The sequence below is a fragment of the Enterobacter cloacae complex sp. IR5401 genome (genome assembly GCF_049238425.1).
GTDB classification, from domain to species: Bacteria; Pseudomonadota; Gammaproteobacteria; order Enterobacterales; family Enterobacteriaceae; genus Enterobacter; species Enterobacter hormaechei_C.
In genome coordinates this window covers 77606-104104 of the sequence record NZ_JBMKHN010000016.1, presented here as the reverse complement: position 1 = coordinate 104104, position 26499 = coordinate 77606, and the positions used below count along the sequence as shown (strand labels likewise).

Genomic DNA, 26499 nt, shown 5'->3' with positions numbered 1-26499 from the left:
GTCCCACCTGACCCCATGCCGAACTCAGAAGTGAAACGCCGTAGCGCCGATGGTAGTGTGGGGTCTCCCCATGTGAGAGTAGGGAACTGCCAGGCATCAAACAAGAAGAACCCCGTACCGTAAGGTGCGGGGTTTTTTGCTTTTGTTTTTCTCCCTCTCCCTGTGGGAGAGGGCCGGGGTGAGGGCACCAAACCGCACCATCCCCTCCTTGAAACTTTCTCACCTTACGCTTGCAGGCTCGACATTAACCCCGTTTCTGGGTATCGTTAGCTGTCTGGATGTCTAAACGTTTATACGTATGCTGTGAGGATTTAAGGTTATGCCGATTCGGGTGCAGGACGAGCTACCAGCCGTCAATTTCTTGCGTGAAGAGAATGTCTTCGTAATGACAACTTCGCGTGCTTCTGGTCAGGAAATTCGCCCGCTGAAGGTGCTGATCCTTAATTTGATGCCAAAGAAGATCGAAACAGAGAACCAGTTCTTGCGTTTGCTCTCCAACTCTCCGCTTCAGGTTGATATCCAGTTGCTGCGCATTGACGCGCGTGAGTCACGCAACACGCCTGCTGAGCATCTGAATAACTTCTACTGTAATTTTGAAGATATTCGCGATGAGAACTTCGATGGATTGATCGTCACCGGCGCACCGCTGGGTCTGGTGGAATTTAATGACGTTGCCTACTGGCCACAGATCAGGCAGGTGCTGGAGTGGGCAAAAGATCACGTCACGTCCACCTTGTTTGTCTGTTGGGCGGTACAGGCCGCATTGAATATCCTGTATGGTATTCCCAAGCAAACCCGCAGCGACAAACTTTCTGGCGTATACGAACACCACATCCTTCACCCGCATGCGCTGCTGACGCGTGGTTTCGATGACACTTTCCTGGCCCCGCATTCTCGCTACGCCGATTTTCCGGCACAGCTGATCCGAGATTACACCGACCTGGAAATCCTGGCCGAAACGGAAGACGGCGATGCCTACCTGTTCGCCAGTAAAGACAAACGCATCGCGTTCGTTACCGGCCATCCTGAGTACGATCCGCATACCCTCGCGGCAGAGTATTTTCGTGACGTTGAAGCGGGTCTGAATCCGGATGTCCCGTACAACTATTTCCCGAAAAACGATCCACAAAACACGCCTCGGGCAACCTGGCGTAGTCATGGAAATTTGCTGTTTACCAACTGGCTCAACTATTACGTCTACCAGATTACGCCGTACGATCTTCGCCACATGAATCCGACGCTGGAGTAATCGTCTGCATTAAACGATCCTAAAGCGTTTCAGCTATTCAGATCAGGCACCTTCGGGTGCCTTTTTTATTTCCGAAATCCTGTTCAACATACCAGGAAACTTTAACTCTATAGTAATCATGAAGTTGCGTTGCAATTAAAATTAAAATGGAAATTGTTTTTGATTTTGGAAAAATTATAGATAGTCTTAATTCTGCTGAGCGAAAACTACACAACGATCTTTCGCTCGCGTCGGGGGCGTGATTTGGATCTTTGATGAGGAGCAGAACGATGACTCAACAGGCAACAACGGTCGATGAACTGACCTTTACCCAGCCGAATGGTGAGCAAGAACAGCAAGTTTTGACGGCAGAAGCGGTAGAGTTTCTGACTGAACTGGTGACTCGCTTTACGCCACAGCGTAATAAACTGCTGGCGGCGCGCATTCACCAACAGCAGGGGATCGATAACGGCAAGTTGCCAGGATTTATTTCGGAAACTGCTTCCATTCGTCATGGTGATTGGAAAATCCGCGGAATCCCTGAAGATTTACAGGATCGTCGTGTGGAGATCACCGGCCCGGTAGAGCGCAAAATGGTGATCAACGCCATGAATGCCAACGTCAAAGTCTTTATGGCCGATTTTGAAGACTCGCTGGCACCGGACTGGCAGAAAGTTATCGACGGGCAGATCAACCTGCGCGACGCCGTCAATGGCACCATCAGCTATACCAACGAAGCCGGTAAAATTTACCAGCTCAAACCGAATCCGGCGGTGCTGATCTGTCGCGTACGCGGTCTGCATTTGCCAGAAAAGCACGTCACCTGGCGCGGAGAAGCGATTCCGGGCAGCCTGTTCGACTTTGCGCTGTACTTCTTCCACAACCATAAAAACCTGCTGGCGAAAGGCAGCGGCCCCTATTTCTATCTGCCGAAAACCCAGTCCTGGCAGGAAGCGGCGTGGTGGAGTGAAGTTTTCAGCTACGCAGAAGACCGCTTCAGCCTGCCGCGCGGCACCATTAAAGCCACGCTGCTGATTGAAACCCTGCCTGCCGTATTCCAGATGCATGAGATCCTCCATGCGCTGCGTGACCATATTGTGGGCCTGAACTGCGGCCGCTGGGATTACATCTTCAGCTACATCAAAACGCTGAAAAACCATGCCGACCGGGTATTGCCGGATCGTCAGGTTGTGACTATGGATAAACCGTTCCTCAGCGCCTACTCGCGCCTGCTGATTAAGACCTGTCACAAACGCGGCGCCTTTGCGATGGGCGGCATGGCGGCCTTTATCCCGAGCAAAGATGCTGAGCGTAACAACCATGTGCTCAACAAGGTGAAAGCCGATAAAGAGCTGGAAGCCCGTAATGGCCACGACGGGACGTGGATTGCCCATCCCGGTCTGGCCGATACGGCGATGGAAGTCTTTAACCGCGTACTCGGCGACAACAAAAACCAGCTGTTTGTCACCCGTGAAGATGATGCGCCCATCGCAGAAGAACAGTTGCTCGCGCCGTGTGCGGGCGAGCGTACGGAAGAGGGCATGCGCGCCAATATTCGCGTCGCCGTGCAGTACATCGAGGCATGGATCTCCGGCAACGGCTGCGTGCCGATTTACGGCCTGATGGAAGATGCCGCCACGGCGGAAATTTCACGTACCTCCATCTGGCAGTGGATCCACCATCAAAAAACGCTCAGCAACGGCAAACCGGTAACCAAAGCCCTGTTCCGTCAGATGCTGGCCGAAGAGATGCGGGTCATCCAGGACGAACTGGGCGAGCACCGCTTCAGCAGTGGGCGTTTTGACGATGCTGCACGTCTGATGGAGCAAATCACCACCTCTGATGACTTAATCGACTTCCTGACCCTGCCGGGCTACCGCTTCCTGGCGTAATTCACCACATAACAATATGGAGCATCTGCACATGAAAACCCGTACCCAACAGATCGAAGAGTTACAAAAAGAGTGGACCCAACCGCGCTGGGAAGGCATTCGCCGTCCGTACAGCGCAGAAGAAGTGGTGAAGTTACGCGGCTCGGTTAATCCGGAATGTACGCTGGCGCAGAACGGCGCGGCGAAAATGTGGGATCTGCTGCATGGGGGAGCTAAAAAAGGCTATATCAACAGCCTCGGCGCACTGACTGGCGGTCAGGCATTGCAGCAGGCGAAGGCCGGCATTGAAGCTATCTATCTTTCCGGCTGGCAGGTCGCGGCGGATGCTAACCTTGCCTCCAGCATGTATCCGGATCAATCTCTTTATCCGGCGAACTCGGTGCCGTCAGTGGTGGATCGGATCAACAATACCTTCCGCCGTGCGGATCAGATCCAGTGGGCCGCGGGTATCGAACCCCACGATCCGCGTTTTATAGACTATTTCCTGCCGATCGTCGCCGATGCGGAAGCCGGTTTCGGCGGCGTGCTGAACGCCTTTGAGCTGATGAAATCCATGATTGAGGCCGGTGCAGCGGCCGTTCACTTTGAAGATCAACTGGCGTCGGTCAAGAAGTGCGGGCATATGGGCGGGAAAGTGCTGGTACCAACCCAGGAAGCGATCCAAAAGCTGGTTGCCGCGCGTCTGGCTGCTGACGTGCTCGGCGTGCCGACGCTGGTGATTGCCCGTACCGATGCTGATGCGGCGGACCTGATCACCTCTGACTGCGATCCGTACGACAGCGAATTTATTACCGGCGAGCGCACCAGCGAGGGGTTCTATCGCACGCATGCCGGTATCGAACAGGCCATCAGCCGCGGTCTGGCCTATGCCCCTTACGCTGACCTGGTCTGGTGTGAAACCTCCACGCCGGATCTGGCGCTGGCGAAGCGTTTTGCCGATGCGATTCATGCGAAGTATCCGGGCAAGCTGCTGGCCTATAACTGTTCGCCGTCCTTCAACTGGCAAAAGAATCTGGACGATACCACAATCGCCAGCTTCCAGCAGCAGCTGTCGGATATGGGCTACAAGTACCAGTTCATCACCCTGGCGGGTATCCACAGCATGTGGTTCAACATGTTCGACCTGGCGCACGCCTACGCGCAGGGCGAAGGCATGAAGCACTATGTTGAGAAGGTGCAGCAGCCAGAATTTGCGGCAGGCAAAGAGGGATATACCTTCGTTTCGCACCAGCAGGAAGTGGGAACCGGCTACTTCGATAATGTGACCACGATTATTCAGGGCGGGGCCTCCTCCGTCACGGCATTAACGGGCTCAACGGAAGAAGCACAGTTCTAATCTTTTCCCCCTCTCCCCCCTCGGGGAGAGGGTTGGGGTGAGGGGGAATATATGTCGCGTGGTCTGGAATTACTGATTGCCCAAACTATTTTGCAGGGCTTCGATGCCCAATATGGCCGCTTTCTGGAAGTCACCTCCGGCGCGCAACAGCGTTTTGAGCACGCCGACTGGCATGCGGTTCAGCAGGCCATGAAGCAGCGTATCCATCTTTATGATCACCATGTAGGTCTGGTGGTGGAGCAACTGCGCTGTATCACCGACGGTAAAAGCCCGGATGCGGATTTTTTACTGCGCGTGAAAGAGCATTACACCCATCTGTTACCCGACTACCCGCGCTTCGAGATTGCGGAGAGCTTTTTCAACTCCGTCTATTGCCGGTTATTTGACCACCGCTCATTATCTCCTGAGCGGTTATTTATCTTCAGCTCCCAGCCGGAGCGCCGCTTCCGTACCATTCCGCGTCCGCTGGCGAAAGATTTCTTTCCCGATCGCGGCTGGGAAAAGCTCCTGCTCCGTGTCTTAACGGATTTGCCGCTGCGCCTGCCGTGGGAGAATAAACCCCGGGATATCGGCTATATCCATGCGTATCTCAGTGAAACCTTCGGCGAGGAGGTGCTCAGCCGCAGCCATTTGCAGGTTGCCAACGAGCTTTTCTACCGGAATAAGGCCGCCTGGCTGGTGGGCAAACTGGTTACGCCGACAGCCATCGTGCCGTTTCTGCTGCCCATTCACCGTACCGACGACGGCCAACTGTTTGTCGATACCTGCCTGACTACCAGCGCTGAGGCCAGTATCGTATTTGGCTTCGCCCGTTCCTATTTCATGGTCTATGCCCCACTGCCTGCCGCCCTGGTGGAGTGGCTGCGCGAGATCCTGCCGGGCAAAACCACCGCCGAGCTGTACATGGCGATTGGCTGTCAGAAGCATGCCAAAACGGAAAGTTATCGGGAATACCTGCGTTATGTCACCACGGCTGATGAGCAGTTTATCGAAGCGCCGGGGATCCGCGGCATGGTGATGCTGGTTTTCACACTGCCGGGCTTCGACCGCGTGTTTAAGGTGATTAAGGATAAATTCGCCCCGCAGAAGGAGATGAGCGCCGCGCACGTTCGCGCCTGCTATCAGCTGGTTAAAGAGCACGATCGTGTCGGGCGAATGGCCGATACCCAGGAGTTTGAAAACTTTGTGCTGGATAAGCAGCAGATCGATCCGTCGCTGATGTCGCTGCTAATGCAGGAAGCGCCGACGAAAATTACCGATCTTGGCGATAAGATTGCGATTAGCCATCTCTATATCGAACGCCGGATGGTGCCGCTAAATATCTGGCTGGAGCAGTCCGAAGGCCAGGCTTTACGAGACGCCATTGAAGAGTACGGCAATGCGATTCGCCAGCTCGCCGCCGCCAATATCTTCCCGGGCGATATGCTGTTTAAAAACTTCGGCGTCACCCGTCACGGGCGGGTGGTGTTCTACGATTACGACGAAATTTGCTACATGACCGAGGTGAACTTCCGCGATATCCCACCGCCCCGCTACCCGGAAGATGAGCTTTCCAGCGAGCCGTGGTACAGCGTTTCGCCGGGCGATGTGTTTCCCGAAGAGTTTCGACACTGGCTGTGCGCCGATCCGCGCATCGGGCCGCTATTCGAAGAGATGCATGCTGATCTGTTCCGCGCCAGCTACTGGCGGGGACTGCAAACGCGGATCAAAAACGGGCACGTGGAAGATGTGTACGCTTACCGCCGTAAGCAGCGGTTTTGCATCCGCTTTTCTCCCTCTCCCTGTGGGAGAGGGCCGGGGTGAGGGCATCAGGCGGCAATGCACGTTTAACGAATCCCACCATACGCCAGCGTCACCTCTTTCGCCGCCTTAATCACCAGCGCACCCAACTCAGTGACCCGATCGTCGGTCATACGTGAAATCGGCCCGGAGATAGAGATGGCGGCAAACGGCTCGCGGTGCTCGTCAAAAATGCAGGCTGCGATACAGCGCAGGCCGAGGGCGTGCTCCTCGTCGTCAAACGAATAGCCGCGCTTGCGGGTCAGGGCCAAATCTTCTTTCAGATGCACCGGCGAAACCAGCGTGGCGTGGGTATAGGCATGCAGTCCTTTACGGTGCAGCAGCCCCGTCACCTGCTCCTCGGTCAGCTGCGAGAGGAACGCTTTACCCGCCCCTGAGGCATGCATCGGCAGCTTGCCGCCAATCGGCGCGGACATGCGCATCAGCTGCGTGCATTGCACCTGGTCGATGATAATCGCCTGGTGATCGCTCTGATCCAGTACGGCCAGGTTTACCGTCTCGCCGGACTCCTCCATCAGCTTGCGCAGAATCGGGTGGACAATCGCCAGCAGGTTGCGGCTTTGCAGGAAGCTGCTGCCGACAATAAACGCATGCGCCCCCACCGCCCAGTGTCCCAGCTCGCCCACCTGACGCACGAATCCCAGCTGCTGCATGGTGGTCAGCAGACGGTGCGTGGTGGAGTTCGGCAGGCCAGCCTGCTGCGCCAGCTCCGTCAGGGCCACGCTGCCGTGCGATTCGGCTATCCATTCCAGCAGCTTCAGGCCGCGCGTCAGGGATTGAACCTGTCCGCCAGGTTGTGCAGCGGTGGTTGCAGCAGGTTTTCTGCCGCGTTTAGCGGGAACGGTCGTAACCATGACGAACTCCTTTTTCTGTATCGTGGAAATCATTTTCGTTTTATTTGGTGGTTTTGCAACCGCTTTCCTGACTGATCGGAGGAGTGATAGTGAACATGTCTCATGTTACCGCTGTGTGACTTTTCGACCCTGCGAGATTATGCCAGTATGGAACGCAGCCTTTTGGCCATGTTGAGCGTTGTCGGGAGCAAGTGTGAGCAGCAAAGTAGAGCAACTGCGTGCGCAGTTAAATGAACGAATTCTGGTGCTGGACGGCGGCATGGGCACCATGATCCAGGGCTATCGTCTGTGTGAAGACGATTTCCGCGGCGAGCGCTTTGCCGACTGGCCTTGTGACCTGAAAGGGAACAATGACCTGCTGGTGTTGAGTAAACCGTCAGTCATCAGAGATATCCACAACGCTTACTTCGAAGCGGGTGCGGATATTGTAGAAACCAACACCTTCAACTCGACAACCATCGCCATGGCGGATTACCAGATGGAGTCCCTGTCGGCGGAGATCAACTTTGAAGCGGCGAAGCTGGCGCGCGCCTGCGCCGACGAATGGACGGCCCGTACGCCGGACAAGCCGCGCTACGTAGCCGGGGTGCTGGGCCCGACCAACCGCACCGCGTCGATTTCTCCGGACGTGAACGACCCGGCGTTTCGGAACATCACGTTTGACCAGCTGGTGGCCGCGTATCGGGAGTCCACTAAAGCGCTGGTGGAAGGCGGCTCCGACCTGATCCTGATTGAAACCGTATTCGACACCCTCAACGCCAAAGCGGCAATTTACGCGGTAAAAGAGGAGTTCGAGTCGCTGGGCGTCGACCTGCCGATCATGATTTCCGGTACCATCACCGATGCCTCGGGGCGCACGCTTTCCGGCCAGACAACCGAAGCGTTTTATAACTCTCTGCGCCATGCCGAAGCGCTCTCCTTCGGCCTGAACTGCGCGCTGGGGCCGGACGAGCTGCGCCAGTACGTGCAGGAGCTTTCGCGCATCGCAGAGTGCTACGTCACCGCCCACCCGAACGCCGGTCTGCCGAATGCGTTCGGTGAGTACGATCTGGATGCCGACACCATGGCGGCGCAAATCCGCGAGTGGGCCGAATCTGGTTTCCTCAACATCGTCGGCGGCTGCTGCGGCACCACGCCTGAGCATATCGCCGCCATGAGCAACGCCGTCGCCGGGCTTCCACCGCGCAAGCTACCCGAGCTTCCGGTTGCCTGTCGCCTGTCCGGCCTGGAGCCGTTGACCATCGGCGACGACAGCCTGTTTGTGAACGTGGGTGAGCGTACAAACGTCACCGGCTCCGCGAAGTTCAAGCGTCTGATCAAAGAAGAGAAGTACAGCGAAGCGCTGGACGTTGCCCGCCAGCAGGTGGAAAGCGGCGCGCAGATTATCGATATCAACATGGACGAGGGGATGCTCGACGCCGAAGCGGCGATGGTGCGTTTCCTCAACCTGATTGCCGGTGAGCCGGATATCGCCCGCGTGCCGATCATGATTGACTCTTCTAAATGGGACGTCATCGAAAAAGGGCTGAAATGCATTCAGGGCAAAGGCATCGTTAACTCCATCTCGATGAAAGAGGGGGTCGATACCTTTATCCACCACGCGAAGCTGGTGCGTCGCTACGGGGCCGCCGTGGTGGTGATGGCCTTCGATGAAGTGGGCCAGGCCGATACCCGCGAGCGCAAGATTGAGATTTGCCGCCGCGCGTACAAAATTTTGACCGAAGAGGTGGGCTTCCCGCCGGAAGACATCATCTTCGACCCGAACATCTTCGCCGTCGCGACCGGCATCGAAGAGCACAACAACTACGCCCAGGACTTCATCGGCGCGTGTGAAGACATTAAACGCGAGCTACCGCATGCGCTGATCTCCGGCGGCGTGTCAAACGTGTCGTTCTCGTTCCGCGGCAACGACCCGGTGCGTGAGGCGATCCACGCCGTATTCCTCTACTACGCCATCCGCAACGGGATGGACATGGGGATCGTCAACGCCGGCCAGCTGGCAATTTACGACGATCTGCCAGCCGAGCTGCGCGACGCCGTAGAAGACGTGATCCTCAATCGTCGTGACGACGCCACCGAACGCATGCTGGATCTGGCGGAAAAATACCGCGGCAGTAAATCTGACGAATCAGCCAACGTTCAACAGGCCGAATGGCGCTCCTGGGATGTGAATAAGCGTCTGGAATACTCGCTTGTAAAAGGCATTACCGAGTTTATCGAGGAGGATACTGAGGAAGCGCGTCAGCAGGCCGCCCGTCCGATTGAAGTGATCGAAGGGCCGCTGATGGACGGCATGAACGTGGTCGGCGATCTGTTCGGCGAGGGCAAAATGTTCCTGCCGCAGGTGGTGAAATCCGCCCGCGTCATGAAACAGGCGGTGGCGTATCTGGAACCCTTTATCGAAGCCAGCAAAGAGAAGGGCTCCAGTAACGGTAAAATGGTCATCGCCACCGTGAAGGGCGACGTACACGACATCGGCAAAAACATCGTTGGCGTGGTGTTGCAGTGTAATAACTACGAAATTATCGATCTTGGCGTGATGGTCCCGGCGGATAAAATCCTCAGGACCGCGCGTGAGGTGAATGCGGATCTGATTGGTCTTTCCGGGCTGATTACGCCGTCGCTGGACGAAATGGTCAACGTGGCAAAAGAGATGGAGCGCCAGGGCTTCACCATTCCACTGCTGATTGGCGGGGCAACCACCTCGAAAGCCCACACGGCGGTGAAAATCGAGCAGAACTACAGTGGGCCGACGGTGTATGTCCAAAACGCCTCGCGCACCGTGGGCGTGGTCTCCGCGCTGCTGTCCGACACCCAGCGCGATGACTTTGTCGCCCGCACCCGCAAAGAGTATGAAACCGTCCGCATTCAGCATGGACGTAAGAAACCGCGCACGCCGCCGGTTTCGCTTCAGGCGGCGCGCGAAAACGATCTGGCGTTCGACTGGTCCAGCTATACGCCGCCGGTCGCACACCGTCTGGGCGTGCAGGACGTGACGGCCAGCATCGAAACGCTGCGTAACTACATCGACTGGACGCCGTTCTTCATGACCTGGTCGCTCGCGGGCAAATATCCGCGCATCCTGGAAGATGAGGTGGTGGGCGAGGAGGCGAAACGCCTGTTTAACGATGCCAACGACATGCTCGACAGGCTAAGCGCGGAGAAAACCCTCAACCCACGCGGCGTGGTGGGGCTGTTCCCGGCCAACCGCGTGGGCGACGACATCGAAATTTACCGCGATGAAACCCGCACTCACGTGCTGGCAGTCAGCCACCATCTGCGCCAGCAAACCGAGAAAGTGGGCTTTGCCAACTACTGCCTGGCGGATTTCGTCGCACCGAAACTCTCCGGTAAAGCCGACTATATCGGCGCCTTTGCCGTAACCGGCGGTCTGGAAGAAGACGCGCTGGCGGATGCGTACGACGCGCACCACGATGATTACAACAAAATCATGGTGAAAGCGATTGCCGATCGCCTGGCGGAAGCCTTTGCCGAGTATCTGCACGAGCGCGTACGTAAGGTGCACTGGGGCTACGCGGCCAATGAGAATCTCAGCAACGAGGAGTTGATCCGCGAAAATTACCAGGGCATTCGACCGGCGCCGGGGTATCCGGCCTGCCCGGAACACACCGAGAAGGGCACTATCTGGAAACTGCTGGACGTAGAAGCGCATACGGGCATGAAGCTCACCGAGTCATTTGCCATGTGGCCGGGCGCGTCCGTTTCCGGCTGGTACTTCAGCCATCCGGACAGCAAGTACTTCGCCGTGGCACAGCTTCAGCGCGATCAGATTGAGGATTACGCTCTGCGTAAAGGCATGAGCGTGTCAGAGGTGGAACGCTGGCTGGCGCCGAATTTAGGCTACGACGCAGACTAACGTCACTTTTCCTTACAACAAACAGGGCACCGCTATGGTGCCTTGTCTCTTTCTTACGTTTAAACCCTTATACTGAACCTCAGGAAAACGAATAACGATAAGGAGGAATGCCTACCGTGTTGACGTTGTTACACCTGCTCTCCGCAGTCGCACTGCTGGTATGGGGCACCCATATCGTTCGTACCGGCGTGATGCGTGTGTTTGGCGCACGTTTACGTACCGTTCTCAGCGGCAGCGTTGAGAAGAAGCCGCTCGCCTTCTGCGCGGGTATTGGCGTCACGGCGCTGGTGCAAAGCAGCAACGCCACCACCATGCTCGTCACCTCGTTCGTGGCGCAGGATCTGGTGGCGCTCGCCCCGGCGCTGGTGATTGTCCTGGGCGCCGACGTCGGTACCGCGCTGATGGCGCGTATCCTGACGTTCGATCTCTCCTGGCTGTCGCCGCTGCTGATTTTTATCGGCGTCATTTTCTTCCTCGGCCGTAAGCAAAGCCGTGCCGGGCAGCTTGGCCGCGTCGGTATTGGCCTCGGGCTGATCCTGCTGGCGCTGGAGTTGATTGTGCAGGCTGTCACGCCGATCACCCAGGCCAACGGTGTACAGGTCATCTTCGCCTCGTTAACCGGCGATATTATGCTGGATGCGCTGATCGGCGCAGTATTCGCCATCGTCAGCTACTCCAGCCTGGCAGCGGTCCTGCTGACGGCGACCTTAACCGCCGCAGGGGTCATTTCCTTCCCGGTGGCGCTGTGCCTGGTGATCGGTGCCAACCTCGGCTCTGGCCTGCTGGCGATGCTCAACAACAGCGCCGCCAACGCGGCCGCCCGCCGGGTGGCGCTGGGGAGTTTGCTCTTCAAGCTGGTGGGCAGCCTGATCATTCTGCCGTTTGTACACCCGCTGGCGAACCTGATGGACAATCTCTCTCTGCCGAAAGCGGAACTGGTGATCTACTTCCACGTCTTCTACAACCTGGTGCGCTGTCTGGCGATGGTGCCGTTTGCCGCGCCGATGGCCCGCTTCTGCGAGCGGCTAATTCGTGATGAACCGGAGCTGGACGCGCGCCTTAAACCGAAGCATCTGGACACCTCTGTGCTGGACACGCCCGCACTGGCCATCGCCAATGCCGCCCGCGAAACGCTGCGCATGGGTGACGCGATGGAAACCATGCTGGAAGGGTTGCAAAAGGTGATGCACGGCGAGCCGCGCGAAGAAAAAGAGCTGCGCAGGCTGGCGGACGATATCAACGTGCTGTATACCGCCATCAAGCTCTATCTGGCGCGGATCCCCCAGGACGAGCTGGCGGAAGAGGAATCCCGCCGCTGGGCGGAAATTATTGAGATGTCGCTTAACCTGGAGCAGGCTTCGGATATTGTCGAGCGTATGGGCAGTGAAATCGCGGATAAATCCCTGGCCGCACGTCGGGCGTTTTCTGTGGAAGGGCTGAAAGAGCTGGAAGCGCTGCACGAACAGCTGGTCAGCAACCTGAAGCTGGCGATGTCGGTCTTCTTCTCCAGCGACGTGCCGAGCGCGCGCCGCCTGCGCCGCAACAAGCATCGTTTCCGCATCCTTAATCGCCGCTACTCGCACGCCCACGTTGAGCGTCTGCATCAGCAGAACGTGCAGAGTATCGAAACCAGCTCGCTCCATCTGGGGCTGCTGGGCGATATGAAACGTCTCAACTCGTTGTTCTGCGCGGTGGCGTACAGCGTGATGGAGCAACCGGATGAAGATGACGAGCGGGATGAGTATTAATCCCCAGAGGGTTTGATTGTTAACCTAAGGCCCAATGCTTTCATGACCGCCAGCGTGGTTTTGAGCGTTGGGTTCCCCTTATCACTGAATGATCGATACAGTTGTTCTCGTGACAGGCCCGTTTGCAGGGAAATGGTCGACATCCCTTTCGCTCGGGCGATGACGCCCAGCGCTTTAGCAATGTACGCTGAGTCACCCGTCTCTAATGCATCAGCCATAAACACAGCGATTTCCTCGTCATCCACCAGTGCGTTGGCTGGATCGTAGGGTGTTAATTTATGCATGCTCATTCACTCCTGCCATTGGGATACATTGCTCAGCATTTTTGCCATAAGTATGTCTCTGGCCTGGCTGCTTTTGTCACCACCACATAACAGCACGATGATGCAATTGCCCTGGTCCTTAAAATAGACTCTGTAGCCCGGGCCAAAGTGGATCCTCAGTTCACTGATACCTTCCCCCACGGGTCTAATGTCGCCCGCTAAGCCATTTGCCAGCCTAAAGAGGCGGGAAGCGATAATCGTCTTTGCCCGCCTGTCCTTTAAATTTTGCTCCCAGCGTCGGAAGGATTCTGTCTGAACGATCTCCTTCATATTACTCCCTGTGATTTATAAACTACAAGCAATTGTCTCTGGAGAGTAAAGCTAAAAGGAGTTAGCTCAAGGATAAATAGCCTGACGCTAAATCCTGAAAGCGTCTCGCAAACTAAAAAACCCGTCTCAGTAACCGTCGGCTAATCTTTTTTTCCAGCCCAAACCTAAGGTATATTTCGCCCTTCACAGGAGAAACTATGCTGCCAACTCAATCAACCCGATTAAACAAATACATTAGCGAGAGCGGGATCTGCTCACGTCGCGAGGCTGACCGTTACATTGAACAGGGTAACGTGTTTCTTAACGGCAAACGCGCCACCATTGGTGATCAGGTGGTACCTGGCGATGTGGTGAAAGTGAATGGTCAGGTCATCGAACCGCGTGATGCCGAAGACCTGGTGTTTATCGCGTTGAACAAACCGGTTGGGATTGTCAGCACCACGGAAGATGGCGAGCGGGACAACATTGTTGATTTCGTGAACCACAGCAGCCGCATTTTCCCGATTGGCCGTCTGGATAAAGACTCTCAGGGGCTGATTTTCCTCACCAACCACGGCGATCTGGTCAACAAAATTCTGCGTGCCGGTAACGACCACGAGAAAGAGTACATCGTGACGGTGAACAAGCCGGTGACGGACGAGTTCATTCGCGGGATGGGCGCAGGCGTGCCGATTCTGGGCACCGTGACGAAGAAGTGTAAAGTCAAAAAAGAAGCGCCGTTCGCGTTCCGCATCACGCTGGTTCAGGGCCTGAACCGCCAGATCCGCCGCATGTGCGAGTACTTCGGTTATGAAGTGACGAAGCTGGAACGCACGCGCATCATGAACGTCAGCCTGTCCGGGATCCCGCTGGGCGAGTGGCGTGACTTAACGGACGACGAGCTGATCGAGCTGTTCAAACTTATCGAGAACTCCTCGTCCGAAGCGAAGCCGAAAGCTAAAGCCAAACCGAAAACGCAGGCGATTAAGCGTCCGGTGGTGAAGGCACCGCAGGCGGAAGAGAAAGGGCGAGGCAAGCCGGGCAACGGAAAACGCTTTACCCAGCCGGGGCGCAAAAAGAAAGGGCGCTGATTAGCGCCTTCCACGGGTTGATGTATTGGCGGACCAGGAAAAGGTCGCCTCTGCATCCGGCTTATAAGCCTGCTCTTTTTTCAGCTTGCGGGCTTTTTTCGCCGCAGCCTCACGTTGCGCCATCAGCTTGTCGATGTACTCTTTTTTAACCTGATTGGTTTCGGCGTTCGTCAGCGTGCGGCCATGCGCGATGCGGGCGCGGTCGAGAAGCGTTTTAAGTTCGCGCTGCTCGGCTTCGGTCATGTCTTTCTGGGTCAAACGTGGTGTAGCCATTGCTGAAGCCTCCTGATGGGGAGGCTTCAGTGTAAAGCAAGCCGGGACAATTAACCCTGTTTCACCGCATCTTTTTTCGGTTGGTCATCAATCGGCTTACCGGACCAGTACCCTGCTAACAGCGAACCGGACAGGTTATGCCAGACGGAGAACAGCGCCCCCGGTAGCGCTGCCAGCGGTGAGAAGTAAATTTTACCCAGCGCCGCCGCCAGGCCGGAGTTCTGCATCCCCACTTCGATCGCCAGCGTGCGGCAGGTGGATTCGTCAAAGCCAAACAGCTTCCCGCCCCAGTAACCGCCCAGCAGACCAATAGTGTTATGCAGCACAACCGCGACGATCACCACAAAGCCCACCGAAGCAATGTGCGATGCGGAACCGGCTACCACGGCGCTGATAATGGCCAGTATGCAGATCATCGAAAACGCGGGCAGATACGGCTCAACCGCTTTCACCACCCGCGGGAAGAGATGGTGGATCACCAGCCCCAGCGCAATCGGGATCACCACGATTTGCAGGATGCTGAGCAGCATGCCCATCACGTCCACCTGGATATGCGCGTCGACATACAGGCGGGTTAACAGAGGCGTGGCAATCACGCCCACCAGCGTGGAAACGGACGAGATGGTGACGGAAAGCGCCACGTCGCCTTTCGCCAGATAGATCATGACGTTAGATGCCGTGCCGCTGGCAACGCTCCCCACCAGCACCATCCCGGCGGAAAGGTCGGGCGGCATCTTAAAGGCCATCGCCAGCAGCCAGGCCGCGAGCGGCATCACCAGGTAGTGCAGGAAAATCCCTGCGGCAACCGGCGCCGGGCGAGACAGCACGCGTTTGAAATCGTCAATTTTCAGATGCACGCCCATGCCGAACATAATCAGCATCAGCAGCGTGGTGACCCACGGACCAATGCCCGTGAACGTGGCAGGAGTGTAATACGCGAGTACAGAGAGCAGCAGCGCCCATAACGGGAACAGCCGGGTGATAGCGGAGAGCATAGTGAATTCCTTGCAGTATTGTCGTGTTGTTTTGTTATAAAAAAGCCGGGTCTGTGCCCGGCTTATCGATATTGTTTAACGTGCTAACGAATTTTATTCAAACAAATTCTGATGAAGTTTCTGCACGACCTGCTCGGCCTGATCGGCAGGGACCAGGAAGCAGAGGTTGTAGCTGGATGCACCGTAGCAGATCATGCGGATATTGAACGGGTCGAGCACGCCGAACACCTCTTTACCCACGCCACAGGCGCGCGACAGCTTGTTGCCGATGATGGCCACCAGCGCCAGGTCTTCTTCCACTTCCACACGGCACAACTCGGAAAGCTCGATCAGCAGCGACTGCGTCAGCAGGGTATCACCCGTTGAGGTTGAACCGGTGGTGTCCAGCGTCAGCGCAATACTCACTTCAGAAGTGGTAATCAAATCTACAGAGATATTGTGGCGCGCCAGGATGCCAAACACTTCTGCCAGGAAGCCGCGGGAATGCAGCATATTATGGCTGTGCAGGGTAACCAGCGTCTGCTTACGACGCAGGGCCAGCGCGCGGAACAGCGGCGGGTTCTCGGTTTTCTTGCAGACCAGCGTCCCGCCCGCCTTTGGATCTTTACTTGAGCCAACGAAGACCGGAATGTCGCTGCGCACGGCGGGCAGCAGCGTGGCCGGATGCAGCACTTTCGCGCCGAAGGTGGCCATTTCAGCCGCTTCTTCAAAGGCGATCACGTCAATACGTTTTGCCGCAGAGACCACGCGCGGGTCGGTGGTGTAGATTCCCGGCACGTCCGTCCAGATATCCACGCGGGTGGCGTGCAGGGCTTCACCCAGCAGGGCGGCGGTGTAGTCGCTACCGCCACGGCCCAGCGTGGTTGTGCGCCCTTTGGCTTCGCTGCCGATAAAGCCCTGGGTGATCACTATGCCTTCATCCAGGCGCGGGGCAAGCTGCTGGTTAGTCAGCTCAGCCAGGACTTCCACGTCCGGCTCGGCGCGGCCAAAGCGGTCGCTGGTGCGCATGACTTTACGCACGTCGAACCACTGCGCCTGAATATTGCGCTCGCGCATGATCTCAACGAACAGCAGGGTAGACATTAGTTCACCGTGGCTGACCAGCTCATCGGTCAGGGCGGTAGAGGTTGCCAGCGACGCGGCTTCGGCCAGAGTGGTGATATTTTCCAGCAGGCGTTCCACTTCCTCACGAATGACGTTCGGGTTTTGCAGACGCTCGAGAATGTCGAACTGAATTTTGCGCAGTGCATCCAGCTTCACGAAACGCTCGGTCGCTTCCAGTCCTTCAGACAGAGAAACCAGCAGGTTCGTCACGCCGGCTGAGGCGGAAAGTACCACCAGGCGGGTATTCGGATCGGCCAGCACCACATCGGCGCTGCGGTTCATGGCATCGTAGTCTGCCACACTGGTGCCGCCAAACTTGGCGACCACAAAACTCGTCATAACAACCTCGTGTCAGGGAATGAATAGAGCGACCTTGGCACAAGAATGAAGCGAGAACAGGTGCAGGCGCAAAATACGGCCCTATAAATAAAATGCGGGGGAGGTCCTGTCAATGCTGGGATTATGCGGATTTTTCATGGGGGGGTACCCCTCAGAAACAGGACTTATAACAGGCCCTTATTTTATGCTCCTTTTTACCCCTTTTTGACCAACATTTCGCCACGCCGGAAGGGCGCGACAGCAGCTATACTTTTCGGGTCTTTTCACCTGCGTTTGATGCAGACCAGGGCAATGGCATAAAAACCATCACAATTTTTATTTGCAGGCGCTACAATCGACCGCAGTCACAATTCTCAAATCAGAAGAGTATTGCTATGAAAAACATCAACCCAACGCAGACCGCTGCATGGCAGGCACTACAGAAACATTTTGATGAAATGAAAGACGTCACCATCGCGGATCTGTTCGCGAAAGATGCCGATCGTTTCAGCAAGTTTTCCGCCACCTTCGATGACCTGATGCTGGTGGATTTCTCCAAGAACCGTATCACCGAAGAGACGCTGGCGAAGCTGCAAGATCTGGCGAAAGAGACTGAACTGGCAGATGCCATCAAATCCATGTTCTCCGGTGAGAAGATCAACCGCACCGAAGACCGTGCCGTGCTGCACGTGGCGCTGCGCAACCGTAGCAATACTCCAATTATCGTTGACGGCAAAGATGTGATGCCGGAAGTGAACGCGGTGCTGGAAAAGATGAAAACCTTCTCCGAAGCGATCATCTCAGGTAGCTGGAAAGGCTACACCGGCAAAGCGATCACCGACGTCGTAAACATCGGTATCGGCGGCTCTGACCTCGGCCCGTTCATGGTGACCGAGGCGCTGCGCCCGTACAAAAACCACCTCAACATGCACTTCGTGTCCAACGTCGATGGGACCCACATCGCTGAAGTGCTGAAAAAGGTGAACCCGGAAACCACGCTGTTCCTGGTGGCGTCTAAAACCTTCACCACTCAGGAAACCATGACCAACGCCCACAGCGCGCGCGACTGGTTCCTGAAAACCGCGGGCGACGAAAAGCACGTGGCGAAACACTTTGCGGCGCTGTCCACCAACGGTAAAGCGGTAGGCGAGTTCGGCATTGATACGGCGAACATGTTCGAGTTCTGGGACTGGGTTGGCGGCCGCTACTCTCTGTGGTCTGCAATCGGCCTGTCCATCATTCTGTCCGTCGGCTTCGACAACTTCGTTGAGCTGCTCTCCGGTGCGCACGCGATGGACAAACACTTCTCCACCACCGCGCCTGAGAAAAACCTGCCGGTGCTGCTGGCGCTGATCGGGATCTGGTACAACAACTTCTTCGGCGCTGAAACCGAAGCGATTCTGCCGTACGACCAGTACATGCACCGCTTTGCGGCCTACTTCCAGCAGGGCAACATGGAATCCAACGGCAAGTACGTTGACCGTAACGGCAACGCGGTGGATTACCAGACTGGCCCAATCATCTGGGGCGAGCCGGGCACCAACGGTCAGCACGCGTTCTACCAGCTGATCCACCAGGGCACCAAAATGGTACCGTGCGATTTCATCGCCCCGGCGATTACGCACAACCCACTGTCCGACCACCATCCGAAGCTGCTGTCTAACTTCTTCGCCCAGACCGAAGCGCTGGCGTTCGGTAAATCCCGCGAGGTGGTTGAGCAGGAGTACCGTGATCAGGGTAAAGATCCGGCAACGCTGGAGCACGTGGTGCCGTTTAAAGTGTTCGAAGGCAACCGTCCAACTAACTCCATTCTGCTGCGCGAAATCACGCCGTTCAGCCTGGGGGCGCTGATTGCCCTCTACGAGCACAAAATCTTCACTCAGGGCGCTATTCTGAACATCTTCACCTTTGACCAGTGGGGCGTTGAGCTGGGCAAACAGCTGGCAAACCGCATTCTGCCAGAGCTGGGTGACGATAAAGCGATCGACAGCCACGACAGCTCCACCAATGGTCTGATTAACCGTTATAAAGCCTGGCGTGCGTAATAAATATGTCATGAACAATGCCGGCGATATGCCGGCATTTTTTTATCGGATAATTCCTGATGTCTGTTAGTTATCTCAAATTCTGAATCTGAGTTTAATCCGAAAAAGACGGTAACCCCGTTAATTGCTGAGGTTTATTTTAAGAAAATACGGAGTGATGCTTTAATGTTCTTATATTATAACTTATTGATTTATATTAATTATATATTTACTTGATTCTTTTTTCCTTCCATTTTTAACCATTAGTCTGAAAACCTCATCCCTATTTACCCCCACGGTAAACCCACTGCTTTAGTTGTGTATACTCGAATCCGCCTGAATTTCTTTTCGGGCAAATCTCCATTCATTCATTGAAGGGAAATTGTTATGAAGAAAGTACTGTATGGCATTTTTGCCATATCTGCGCTTGCGGCGACGTCTGTCTATGCAGCTCCGGTCCAGGTCGGGGAAGCAGCAGGGGCGGCAGCGACGTCTGCGTCTGCGGGGAGTTCTACCGCAGCCAGCACCAGCGCCGTAAGTTCAGCCGTGGGTGTCGCGCTGGCGGCAACCGGTGGCGGTGATGGCTCCAATACCGGAACCACGACCACTACGACGACCAGCACCCAGTAATACCGGGTGTTTTAATCATAACCACACTTCGGTGTGGTTATTTCGCCCCTTCGGAGAAGAGTCGTGAAGCGACCTGCAATCATCCTGATTTGCCTGCTGTTGCAGGCGTGCTCAGCTACCACCAAAGGGCTGGGCCACTCACTGTGGGACAGCATGTTCGGCACGCCGGGCGTGCATCTGACCGATGACGAACTTCAGAACATGCCGTATGCCAGCCAGTACATGCAGCTAAACGATGGTCCGCAACTGTTTGTGGTGCTCGCTTTCGATGAAAACGGGCAGCAGAAATGGGTGACGCAGGATCAGGCCACCATCGTGACGCAGCATTCCCGCATCGTGAAAACGTTGCTCGGCGGCGACAACCTGCTTGAGGTGAACAACCTGGCTGAAGATCCGCTCATCAAGCCGAATCAGATTGTCGATGGCGCAAGCTGGACGCGCACGATGGGCTGGACCGAGCACAAACAGGTGCGCTACGCCACGGCCCGCTCCACCTTCCGCTGGGACGGTACGGATAGTGTCAAAGTGGGCAGCGACGAAACGCAGGTGCGCGTGCTGGATGAAGAGGTGACAACCGATCAGGCCACCTGGCATAACCGCTTCTGGGTGGACGAAGAGGGGCAAATCCGCCAGTCCTTACAGTATCTCGGTGCCGGTTTCTTCCCGGTGAAGACCACCCTGATCAAGGCGGCGAAATCATGAAAATGTTCATCCACATTGCGCTTCTCGCCAGCCTGGCCTCGCCGCTGGCGTGGTCTGCGGGAACGGTACAGGTCTACACCCCGGACAGCGAAAAACCTAAAACCTTAACCAATGCCGGGCATCTGCTCGATCTGGTGGGGCAGCCGAGGCTGGCGAAAAGCTGGTGGACCGGGGCGGTTATCAGCGAGCGTCAGGCGACGATTGTAGCGGAACAAAAACATCAGGCGCTGCTCGCCCGACTGAGCGGGCTGGCACAACAGGAAGATGCCGACGATGCCGCGGCTATTACTAGCCTGCGTCAGCAGCTTCAGGCGGTTAAGGTGACGGGGCGCCAGAAGGTGAATCTCGATCCCGACGAAGTGCGTGTCGCGGAAAACGGCAATCCGTCGCTGGAAGGGGACTATACCCTGTGGCTTCCGGCTCAGCCTTCCACCGTCACCGTGATGGGGCTTCTCAGCAGCCCTGGCAAAAAGCCGTTTACGCCGGGCCGGGACGTGGCGAGCTATCTCGACGAGCAAAGTCTGCTCAGCGGAGCGGATAAAAGCTATGCCTGGGTGGTCTATCCGGACGGGCATACGCAGAAAGCGCCGGTGGCTTACTGGAATAAACGCCATATCGAACCTATGCCGGGCAGCATCATTTTTGTCGGTTTTGCCGACCATTTCTGGACGAAAGCGTATGACGGGCTTAATGCCGATATCCTTCGCTCCCTGATACAGCGGATACCGGAATAATGAAAAAAACCTATCTCTACAGCATGCTTGCACTGTGCGTGAGTGCCGCCTGTCATGCAGAAACGTATCCGGCACCCATCGGCCCGTCGCAGTCCGATTTTGGCGGCGTGGGCTTACTGCAAACCCCAACCGCGCGTATGGCCCGCGAGGGGGAAATCAGCCTTAACTATCGCGATAACGATCAGTACCGTTACTACTCTGCGTCCGTACAGCTGTTCCCCTGGCTGGAGACCACGCTGCGCTACACCGACGTGCGTACAAAACAGTACAGCAGCGTAGACGCTTTCTCCGGCGATCAGACCTACAAAGACAAAGCCTTCGACGTGAAGCTGCGTCTGTGGGAAGAGAGTTACTGGATGCCGCAGGTCTCCGTTGGTGCGAAAGACATTGGCGGGACCGGCCTGTTTGACGCGGAATACATCGTGGCCAGCAAAGCCTGGGGACCGTTTGATTTCTCACTCGGTCTGGGATGGGGCTATCTGGGTACCAGCGGCAACGTCAAAAATCCGTTCTGCTCCTACAGTGATAAATACTGCTACCGTGATAACAGCTACCAGAAAGCGGGCTCCATCAACGGCGACCAGATGTTCCACGGCCCGGCCTCGCTGTTTGGTGGTGTAGAGTATCAAACGCCATGGCAGCCGCTGCGCCTGAAGCTGGAGTACGAAGGTAATAACTACAGCGAAGATTTTGCCGGCAAAATTGAGCAGAAGAGCAAGTTTAACGTCGGCGCCATTTACCGCGTCACCGACTGGGCCGACGTTAACCTCAGCTATGAGCGCGGTAATACCCTGATGTTTGGCTTTACCCTGCGCACTAACTTTAACGACATGCGGCCGCACTATAATGACAACCCGCGGCCAAAATATCAGCCGGAGCCGCAGGATGCGATCATTCAGCACACCGTGGTAGCGAACCAGCTGACGCTGCTGAAATATAACGCGGGCCTGGCGGATCCGAAGATCCAGACCAAAGGCGATACGCTGTATGTTACCGGCGAGCAGGTGAAATACCGCGACTCCCGCGAAGGGATCGAGCGCGCCAACCGGATCGTCATGAACGATCTGCCGGAGGGGATCCGCACGATCCGCGTGACGGAGAACCGCCTGAATCTGCCGCAGGTCACCACCGAAACCGATGTTGCCAGCCTTAAGCGTCATCTTGAAGGCGAACCGCTCGGGCATGAAACCGAGCTGGTGCAAAAACGCGTTGAGCCGGTGGTGCCGGAAACCACCGAGCAGGGCTGGTATATCGATAAATCGCGCTTCGATTTCCATATCGATCCGGTGCTGAACCAGTCCGTGGGTGGGCCGGAAAACTTCTATATGTATCAGCTGGGCGCGATGGCGACGGCGGATCTGTGGGTGACCGACCACCTGTTGACCACCGGTAGTCTGTTCGGCAACATTGCCAACAACTACGACAAATTTAACTACACCAACCCGCCGAACGATTCAAAACTGCCGCGCGTGCGTACCCGCGTTCGTGAATACGTGCAGAACGATATCTACGTGAATAACCTCCAGGCCAACTACTTCCAGTACTTCGGCAATGGCTTCTACGGCCAGGTTTACGGTGGCTATCTGGAAACCATGTTCGGCGGCGCCGGGGCAGAAGTGCTTTATCGTCCTGTCGACAGCAACTGGGCGTTTGGGGTTGATGCCAACTACGTGAAACAGCGTGACTGGCGCAGCGCGCAGGACATGATGAAGTTCACCGACTACAGCGTCAAAACCGGCCACCTGACCGCCTACTGGACGCCGTCATTCGCGCAGGACGTGCTGGTAAAAGCCAGCGTCGGCCAGTATCTGGCGGGCGATAAGGGCGGCACGCTGGATATCTCCAAACACTTTGACAGCGGCGTTGTGGTGGGCGGCTATGCCACCATCACCAACGTTTCGCCAGACGAGTACGGGGAAGGGGACTTCACCAAAGGGGTGTACGTGTCGATTCCGCTGGATCTGTTCTCATCAGGCCCAACCCGCAGCCGTGCGGCAGTGGGCTGGACGCCGCTGACGCGCGACGGCGGTCAGCAGCTTGGACGTAAATTCCAGCTGTATGATATGACCAGCGATAAGAACATTAACTTCCGCTGATGCTTCACGCCGGGCGGCACTGCGTTTGCCCGGCCTACGGTTTTTGTAGGCCCGGTAAGCGCAGCGCCACCGGGCGAATGCGCCAAACATAAACAAAAAATATAGATCCCCGTCACATTTTTGCGTTATACAGGAACCTCGCCCTGGAGAATGAGGTGCTGTATGACATCCCTGACTCGTCCGCGCGTTGAGTTTATCTCAACGATACTCCAGACCGTACTGAACCTCGGTCTGCTGAGCCTTGGCCTGATCCTGGTCGTTTTTCTGGGTAAAGAGACGGTGCATCTGGCGGATGTGCTCTTCGCTCCTGAGCAAACCAGCAAATACGCACTGGTGGAAGGCCTGGTGGTCTACTTTCTCTACTTTGAATTTATCGCCCTGATTGTGAAGTACTTTCAGTCCGGCTTTCACTTCCCGCTGCGCTATTTTGTCTACATTGGCATCACCGCCATTGTGCGGCTGATCATCGTCGATCATAAATCCCCGCTCGACGTGCTGATCTACTCGGCGGCGATCCTGCTGCTGGTGATCACCCTCTGGCTGTGCAACTCAAAGCGGCTAAAACGCGAATAAAAAAAGGGCGCTCCGAAGAGCGCCTAACAACAGTCACAAGTTGGTTCAATACAATACGTCTAAAGTTGAGGGTTGCAGTGGCATAACAAATGAAACTTAACCTTTCACACCGCCCGCCGTCAGGCCGTTGACCAGCCAGCGCTGGGCCAGCAGGAACACCACGGTAATCGGGATGGCAGAGAGGACGGCCGCCGCGGCAAAGTCGCCCCACAGGTAGTTTTGCGGGTTGAGATACTGCTGCATACCGACGGCCAGGGTGTAGCTGTTTACATCGCGCAGTAACAGAGAGGCGACCGGTACTTCGGTGATGGCGGCGATAAACGACAGGATAAACACCACCGCCAGAATCGGCACCGACAGCGGCAGCAGCACCAGGCGGAACGCCTGCCACGGGGTTGCGCCATCCAGCGCTGCCGCTTCTTCCAGCGAGCCGTCGATGGTTTCGAAATAGCCCTTGATGGTCCACACATGCAGGGCGATGCCGCCGAGATAGGCGAAGATCACGCCGCCGTGAGTGTTCAGGCCGATGAACGGCACGTACTGGCCCAGACGGTCAAACAAGGCATATAACGCCACCAGCGACAGTACGGCCGGGAACATCTGGAAAATCAGCATCCCTTTCAGCAGGGTCGCTTTGCCCGGAAAACGCATACGGGCGAAGGCGTAAGCACAGGTGGTGGAGAGCGTCACGATGCCGATGGCTGTGATGGTTGCCACCTTCACCGAGTTCCACAGCCACAGCAGCACCGGGAACGGCGGCGGCGTGACGCGGCCATCCGCGTGTTCCACGCTGAAGCCCAGCGCGAGCTTCCAGTGCTCCCAGGAGATTTCGTCCGGGATCAGGCTCCCGGTGGCGAAGTTCCCCGAACGCAGGGAGATGGCGATAACCATCAGCAGCGGGAACATGATCGCCGCGATGAAAATCAGCAGGCCTAAGTGCGTCGCGAGGAGGCGCAGTTTCTGAGATTTGGGTTGTACCATTGCCATGTTCAGTGCCCTCCTTAGTCAAATTTCATACGTGTGGCTTTCAGGTTCACAATCGCCAGGGCGCCCACCAGCAGGAAGATCAGGGTGGCAATCGCCGCCGCCAGGCCGAAGTCCTGACCGCCGCCGCCCTCGAAGGCGATGCGGTAGGTGTAGCTCACGAGCAGGTCGGTATAGCCTGCCGGCGTGGTGGTGCCGAGACGGTCCGGGCCACCGTTAGTCAACAGCTGAATCAGCACGAAGTTGTTAAAGTTAAAGGCGAAGCTGGCGATCATCAGCGGCGTCAGCGGCTTAATGAGCAGCGGCAGGGTAATTTTGAAGAAGTTCTGGAACGGACCCGCGCCGTCCATCGCCGAGGCTTCGTAAAGGTCGTCCGGGATGGCCTTCAGCAGCCCCATGCACAGGATCATCATGTACGGATAGCCCAGCCAGGTGTTCACGATGATAATCATCGAGCGGGCGGTGGTCGGGTCGCTGAACCAGGCCGGTTTGATACCGAACAGCGCGCTCAGCATCATGTTGATTTCACCGAAGCTCTGGTTAAACAGCCCTTTGAAAATCAGAATCGAGATGAACGACGGCACGGCGTACGGCAGAATCAGCAGCACGCGGTAAATCGCTTTGCCCTTCAGGGACTCCCACTGCACGAGGCAGGCCAGCACCATGCCCACGGCCACGGTCAGGATCACGGTCAGCACCGAGAAGACCACCGTCCAGACGAAGATGGCGAAGAACGGTTTCTGGATGCCTTCGTCGGTAAACACGCGGGTAAAGTTGTCCCAGCCGATGGTGACGGTATAGCCCGGGCTGAGTTTGTCATCCCCCCAGCTGCCGTCGGCATTCACAGACTGATAGAAACCGATATCGTTGTTCGGGCGGTACTTCACGCCGCTCTGGTTGTTGGTCAGCGTGCCGTCATCCGCCAGGGTATAGAGCGGTTGGGTGCCGGAGAACTGGCGCAGCGAGCTCATGATCACTTTGCTTTCGTCTGGCAGTACGGCGGTGAGCTGAGTCAGTGCCTGGCGATTCTGGGTGATGATACGCAGGTTGGCACGTTCACCTTCCGGCAGGGCCGCAGCCTCTTTTAAGGTCAGCTTCTGCTCACCGCCAAATTTGAACGCGTCGGAAAGATAGGTTTTGCCGCTCTCACCGTCAGTGAGCGCTAACTTCCACTCATCACCCGCAGGATACAGGCCGAAGTTAAAGGTTTTACCCGCCTGATAAGAACGGTCCAGAAGCACCTGGGTGGCACGCTCCTGCGCGAGCTGGTTGGTGCTGCTGTAGTTGGTAAAGGCAATCGCGATGGTGCAGATCAGCGGAAAGAGGACAAACAGCCCCATCCCGGCAACGCCCGGGTAAACATAGCGCCAGGCATACGCTTTACGGTTGGCGAAAATATACAGGCCAACCGAGCTTAAAATCAGCGTCATGATGGCGAATAGGTATTCCCCTTGCACGTACATTAAAACAACAAGGTAACCCACCAGCAGACACAGCAGACCTATCACTGACCACTTCAGTGCGTCGCTTTGCCACCAGTGTTTCTTTTTAATGACATCCATGGGGTTCTTCCTCTACAACGGTGGAAACTTATCGTCAGGTGGCGCTGCGCTTACCTGACCTACGGATCGTGCCGTAGTCGTAGGGCGGGTAAGCGCATGCGCCACC

Annotated in this window: 21 protein-coding genes and 1 rRNA gene; 14 read left to right on the top strand and 8 right to left on the bottom strand. The window is 56.4% G+C overall.

The genetic code is table 11. From position 1 onward, the window contains the following. From rrf to aceK, 5 genes are all read left to right on the top strand, one after another. Positions 1-95, top strand: a 5S ribosomal RNA gene (rrf, locus tag ACOTX1_RS19895); the annotation flags it as partial. Between the two features lie 224 nt (positions 96-319). Further along, on the top strand, positions 320-1249 hold the full coding sequence (gene metA, locus ACOTX1_RS19890) for a homoserine O-acetyltransferase MetA (protein ID WP_003860360.1): 930 nt from the start codon (positions 320-322) through the stop codon (positions 1247-1249). Between the two features lie 269 nt (positions 1250-1518). Then, positions 1519-3120, top strand: coding sequence for a malate synthase A (gene aceB / locus ACOTX1_RS19885; RefSeq protein ID WP_003860359.1), 1602 nt, complete (start codon positions 1519-1521; stop codon positions 3118-3120). 31 nt (positions 3121-3151) lie between these two features. Continuing rightward, the gene (gene aceA, locus ACOTX1_RS19880) at positions 3152-4456 is read left to right on the top strand and encodes an isocitrate lyase (RefSeq protein ID WP_003860356.1); all 1305 of its coding nucleotides are present in this window, start codon (positions 3152-3154) and stop codon (positions 4454-4456) included. 51 nt (positions 4457-4507) lie between these two features. Beyond that, positions 4508-6259: a bifunctional isocitrate dehydrogenase kinase/phosphatase gene (gene aceK / locus ACOTX1_RS19875; RefSeq protein WP_023315209.1), complete on the top strand. Its 1752-nt coding sequence runs from the start codon at positions 4508-4510 to the stop codon at positions 6257-6259. 23 nt (positions 6260-6282) lie between these two features. Here the strand turns inward: aceK and iclR are convergent, their stop codons facing one another. After that, positions 6283-7110, bottom strand: a complete 828-nt coding sequence (gene iclR, locus ACOTX1_RS19870) for a glyoxylate bypass operon transcriptional repressor IclR (protein WP_023315210.1) — start codon at positions 7108-7110, stop codon at positions 6283-6285. A gap of 193 nt (positions 7111-7303) precedes the next feature. Here iclR and metH point away from each other — a divergent pair, with 193 nt between their 5' ends. Both metH and ACOTX1_RS19860 read left to right on the top strand, forming a co-directional pair. Then, positions 7304-10987 carry a methionine synthase gene (gene metH / locus ACOTX1_RS19865; RefSeq protein ID WP_023315211.1) on the top strand — a complete coding sequence of 1228 codons (3684 nt, stop codon included), beginning with the start codon at positions 7304-7306 and terminating at the stop codon, positions 10985-10987. 116 nt (positions 10988-11103) lie between these two features. Continuing rightward, positions 11104-12735, top strand: coding sequence for a Na/Pi cotransporter family protein (locus ACOTX1_RS19860; protein ID WP_003860350.1), 1632 nt, complete (start codon positions 11104-11106; stop codon positions 12733-12735). On the opposite strand, the gene ACOTX1_RS19855 is transcribed toward ACOTX1_RS19860, so the two are convergent. Both ACOTX1_RS19855 and ACOTX1_RS19850 read right to left on the bottom strand, forming a co-directional pair. Continuing rightward, positions 12732-13019: an addiction module antidote protein gene (locus ACOTX1_RS19855; RefSeq protein ID WP_023315212.1), complete on the bottom strand. Its 288-nt coding sequence runs from the start codon at positions 13017-13019 to the stop codon at positions 12732-12734. The genes ACOTX1_RS19860 and ACOTX1_RS19855 overlap by 4 nt on opposite strands. 6 nt (positions 13020-13025) lie before the next feature. Then, entirely contained in the window at positions 13026-13328 is a 303-nt protein-coding gene (locus ACOTX1_RS19850) for a type II toxin-antitoxin system RelE/ParE family toxin (RefSeq protein ID WP_023315213.1), read from the bottom strand. A gap of 197 nt (positions 13329-13525) precedes the next feature. Between ACOTX1_RS19850 and rluF the strand changes: the two genes are divergently transcribed. Then, positions 13526-14398: a 23S rRNA pseudouridine(2604) synthase RluF gene (gene rluF / locus ACOTX1_RS19845; RefSeq protein WP_022646725.1), complete on the top strand. Its 873-nt coding sequence runs from the start codon at positions 13526-13528 to the stop codon at positions 14396-14398. On the opposite strand, the gene ACOTX1_RS19840 is transcribed toward rluF, so the two are convergent. From ACOTX1_RS19840 to lysC, 3 genes are all read right to left on the bottom strand, one after another. Further along, positions 14399-14671: a DUF3811 domain-containing protein gene (locus tag ACOTX1_RS19840; RefSeq protein ID WP_003860346.1), complete on the bottom strand. Its 273-nt coding sequence runs from the start codon at positions 14669-14671 to the stop codon at positions 14399-14401. A gap of 50 nt (positions 14672-14721) precedes the next feature. Further along, positions 14722-15666 (bottom strand): ketopantoate/pantoate/pantothenate transporter PanS, encoded by a 945-nt coding sequence (gene panS, locus ACOTX1_RS19835; protein ID WP_022650218.1) that lies wholly within the window; start codon positions 15664-15666, stop codon positions 14722-14724. A 93-nt stretch (positions 15667-15759) separates the two neighbouring features. Then, entirely contained in the window at positions 15760-17109 is a 1350-nt protein-coding gene (gene lysC / locus ACOTX1_RS19830) for a lysine-sensitive aspartokinase 3 (RefSeq protein ID WP_003860344.1), read from the bottom strand. Between the two features lie 374 nt (positions 17110-17483). Here lysC and pgi point away from each other — a divergent pair, with 374 nt between their 5' ends. The 6 genes from pgi to psiE all read left to right on the top strand — a co-directional run bounded on the left by pgi (position 17484) and on the right by psiE (position 23847). Continuing rightward, positions 17484-19133, top strand: a complete 1650-nt coding sequence (pgi, locus tag ACOTX1_RS19825; RefSeq protein ID WP_003860343.1) for a glucose-6-phosphate isomerase — start codon at positions 17484-17486, stop codon at positions 19131-19133. Positions 19134-19499: 366 nt separating this feature from the next. Then, positions 19500-19742, top strand: coding sequence for an exopolysaccharide production protein YjbE (yjbE, locus tag ACOTX1_RS19820; protein WP_023315214.1), 243 nt, complete (start codon positions 19500-19502; stop codon positions 19740-19742). A gap of 63 nt (positions 19743-19805) precedes the next feature. Further along, positions 19806-20444, top strand: a complete 639-nt coding sequence (locus tag ACOTX1_RS19815; RefSeq protein ID WP_003860339.1) for a YjbF family lipoprotein — start codon at positions 19806-19808, stop codon at positions 20442-20444. Further along, complete coding sequence (locus tag ACOTX1_RS19810; RefSeq protein WP_023315215.1) at positions 20441-21178, top strand: capsule biosynthesis GfcC D2 domain-containing protein; 738 nt, start codon at positions 20441-20443, stop codon at positions 21176-21178. The genes ACOTX1_RS19815 and ACOTX1_RS19810 overlap by 4 nt, the downstream gene beginning before the upstream one ends. After that, positions 21178-23274, top strand: coding sequence for a YjbH domain-containing protein (locus ACOTX1_RS19805; RefSeq protein ID WP_023315216.1), 2097 nt, complete (start codon positions 21178-21180; stop codon positions 23272-23274). Before ACOTX1_RS19810 ends, ACOTX1_RS19805 begins: the two co-directional genes overlap by 1 nt. A gap of 162 nt (positions 23275-23436) precedes the next feature. Then, complete coding sequence (gene psiE, locus ACOTX1_RS19800) at positions 23437-23847, top strand: phosphate-starvation-inducible protein PsiE (RefSeq protein ID WP_000202963.1); 411 nt, start codon at positions 23437-23439, stop codon at positions 23845-23847. A 96-nt stretch (positions 23848-23943) separates the two neighbouring features. Here the strand turns inward: psiE and malG are convergent, their stop codons facing one another. Both malG and malF read right to left on the bottom strand, forming a co-directional pair. Then, the gene (gene malG / locus ACOTX1_RS19795) at positions 23944-24834 is read right to left on the bottom strand and encodes a maltose ABC transporter permease MalG (protein WP_003860332.1); all 891 of its coding nucleotides are present in this window, start codon (positions 24832-24834) and stop codon (positions 23944-23946) included. A gap of 14 nt (positions 24835-24848) precedes the next feature. Continuing rightward, a complete protein-coding gene (malF, locus tag ACOTX1_RS19790) occupies positions 24849-26393 on the bottom strand; it encodes a maltose ABC transporter permease MalF (RefSeq protein ID WP_003860331.1) in 1545 nt (514 codons plus the stop codon). Between the last annotated feature and the right edge of the window lie 106 nt (positions 26394-26499).

What these genes read in the sequence shown, in the direction of transcription:
- malG (WP_003860332.1), bottom strand. Translation starts at nt 24,834, where the DNA reads ATGGCAATGGTACAACCCAAATCTCAGAAACTGCGCCTCCTCGCGACG.
- ACOTX1_RS19850 (WP_023315213.1), bottom strand. Translation starts at nt 13,328, where the DNA reads ATGAAGGAGATCGTTCAGACAGAATCCTTCCGACGCTGGGAGCAAAAT.
- panS (WP_022650218.1), bottom strand. Translation starts at nt 15,666, where the DNA reads ATGCTCTCCGCTATCACCCGGCTGTTCCCGTTATGGGCGCTGCTGCTC.
- malF (WP_003860331.1), bottom strand. Translation starts at nt 26,393, where the DNA reads ATGGATGTCATTAAAAAGAAACACTGGTGGCAAAGCGACGCACTGAAG.
- iclR (WP_023315210.1), bottom strand. Translation starts at nt 7,110, where the DNA reads ATGGTTACGACCGTTCCCGCTAAACGCGGCAGAAAACCTGCTGCAACC.
- ACOTX1_RS19840 (WP_003860346.1), bottom strand. Translation starts at nt 14,671, where the DNA reads ATGGCTACACCACGTTTGACCCAGAAAGACATGACCGAAGCCGAGCAG.
- ACOTX1_RS19810 (WP_023315215.1), top strand. Translation starts at nt 20,441, where the DNA reads ATGAAAATGTTCATCCACATTGCGCTTCTCGCCAGCCTGGCCTCGCCG.
- aceB (WP_003860359.1), top strand. Translation starts at nt 1,519, where the DNA reads ATGACTCAACAGGCAACAACGGTCGATGAACTGACCTTTACCCAGCCG.
- psiE (WP_000202963.1), top strand. Translation starts at nt 23,437, where the DNA reads ATGACATCCCTGACTCGTCCGCGCGTTGAGTTTATCTCAACGATACTC.
- pgi (WP_003860343.1), top strand. Translation starts at nt 17,484, where the DNA reads ATGAAAAACATCAACCCAACGCAGACCGCTGCATGGCAGGCACTACAG.
- rluF (WP_022646725.1), top strand. Translation starts at nt 13,526, where the DNA reads ATGCTGCCAACTCAATCAACCCGATTAAACAAATACATTAGCGAGAGC.
- ACOTX1_RS19855 (WP_023315212.1), bottom strand. Translation starts at nt 13,019, where the DNA reads ATGCATAAATTAACACCCTACGATCCAGCCAACGCACTGGTGGATGAC.
- aceK (WP_023315209.1), top strand. Translation starts at nt 4,508, where the DNA reads ATGTCGCGTGGTCTGGAATTACTGATTGCCCAAACTATTTTGCAGGGC.
- aceA (WP_003860356.1), top strand. Translation starts at nt 3,152, where the DNA reads ATGAAAACCCGTACCCAACAGATCGAAGAGTTACAAAAAGAGTGGACC.
- yjbE (WP_023315214.1), top strand. Translation starts at nt 19,500, where the DNA reads ATGAAGAAAGTACTGTATGGCATTTTTGCCATATCTGCGCTTGCGGCG.
- lysC (WP_003860344.1), bottom strand. Translation starts at nt 17,109, where the DNA reads ATGACGAGTTTTGTGGTCGCCAAGTTTGGCGGCACCAGTGTGGCAGAC.
- metA (WP_003860360.1), top strand. Translation starts at nt 320, where the DNA reads ATGCCGATTCGGGTGCAGGACGAGCTACCAGCCGTCAATTTCTTGCGT.
- ACOTX1_RS19805 (WP_023315216.1), top strand. Translation starts at nt 21,178, where the DNA reads ATGAAAAAAACCTATCTCTACAGCATGCTTGCACTGTGCGTGAGTGCC.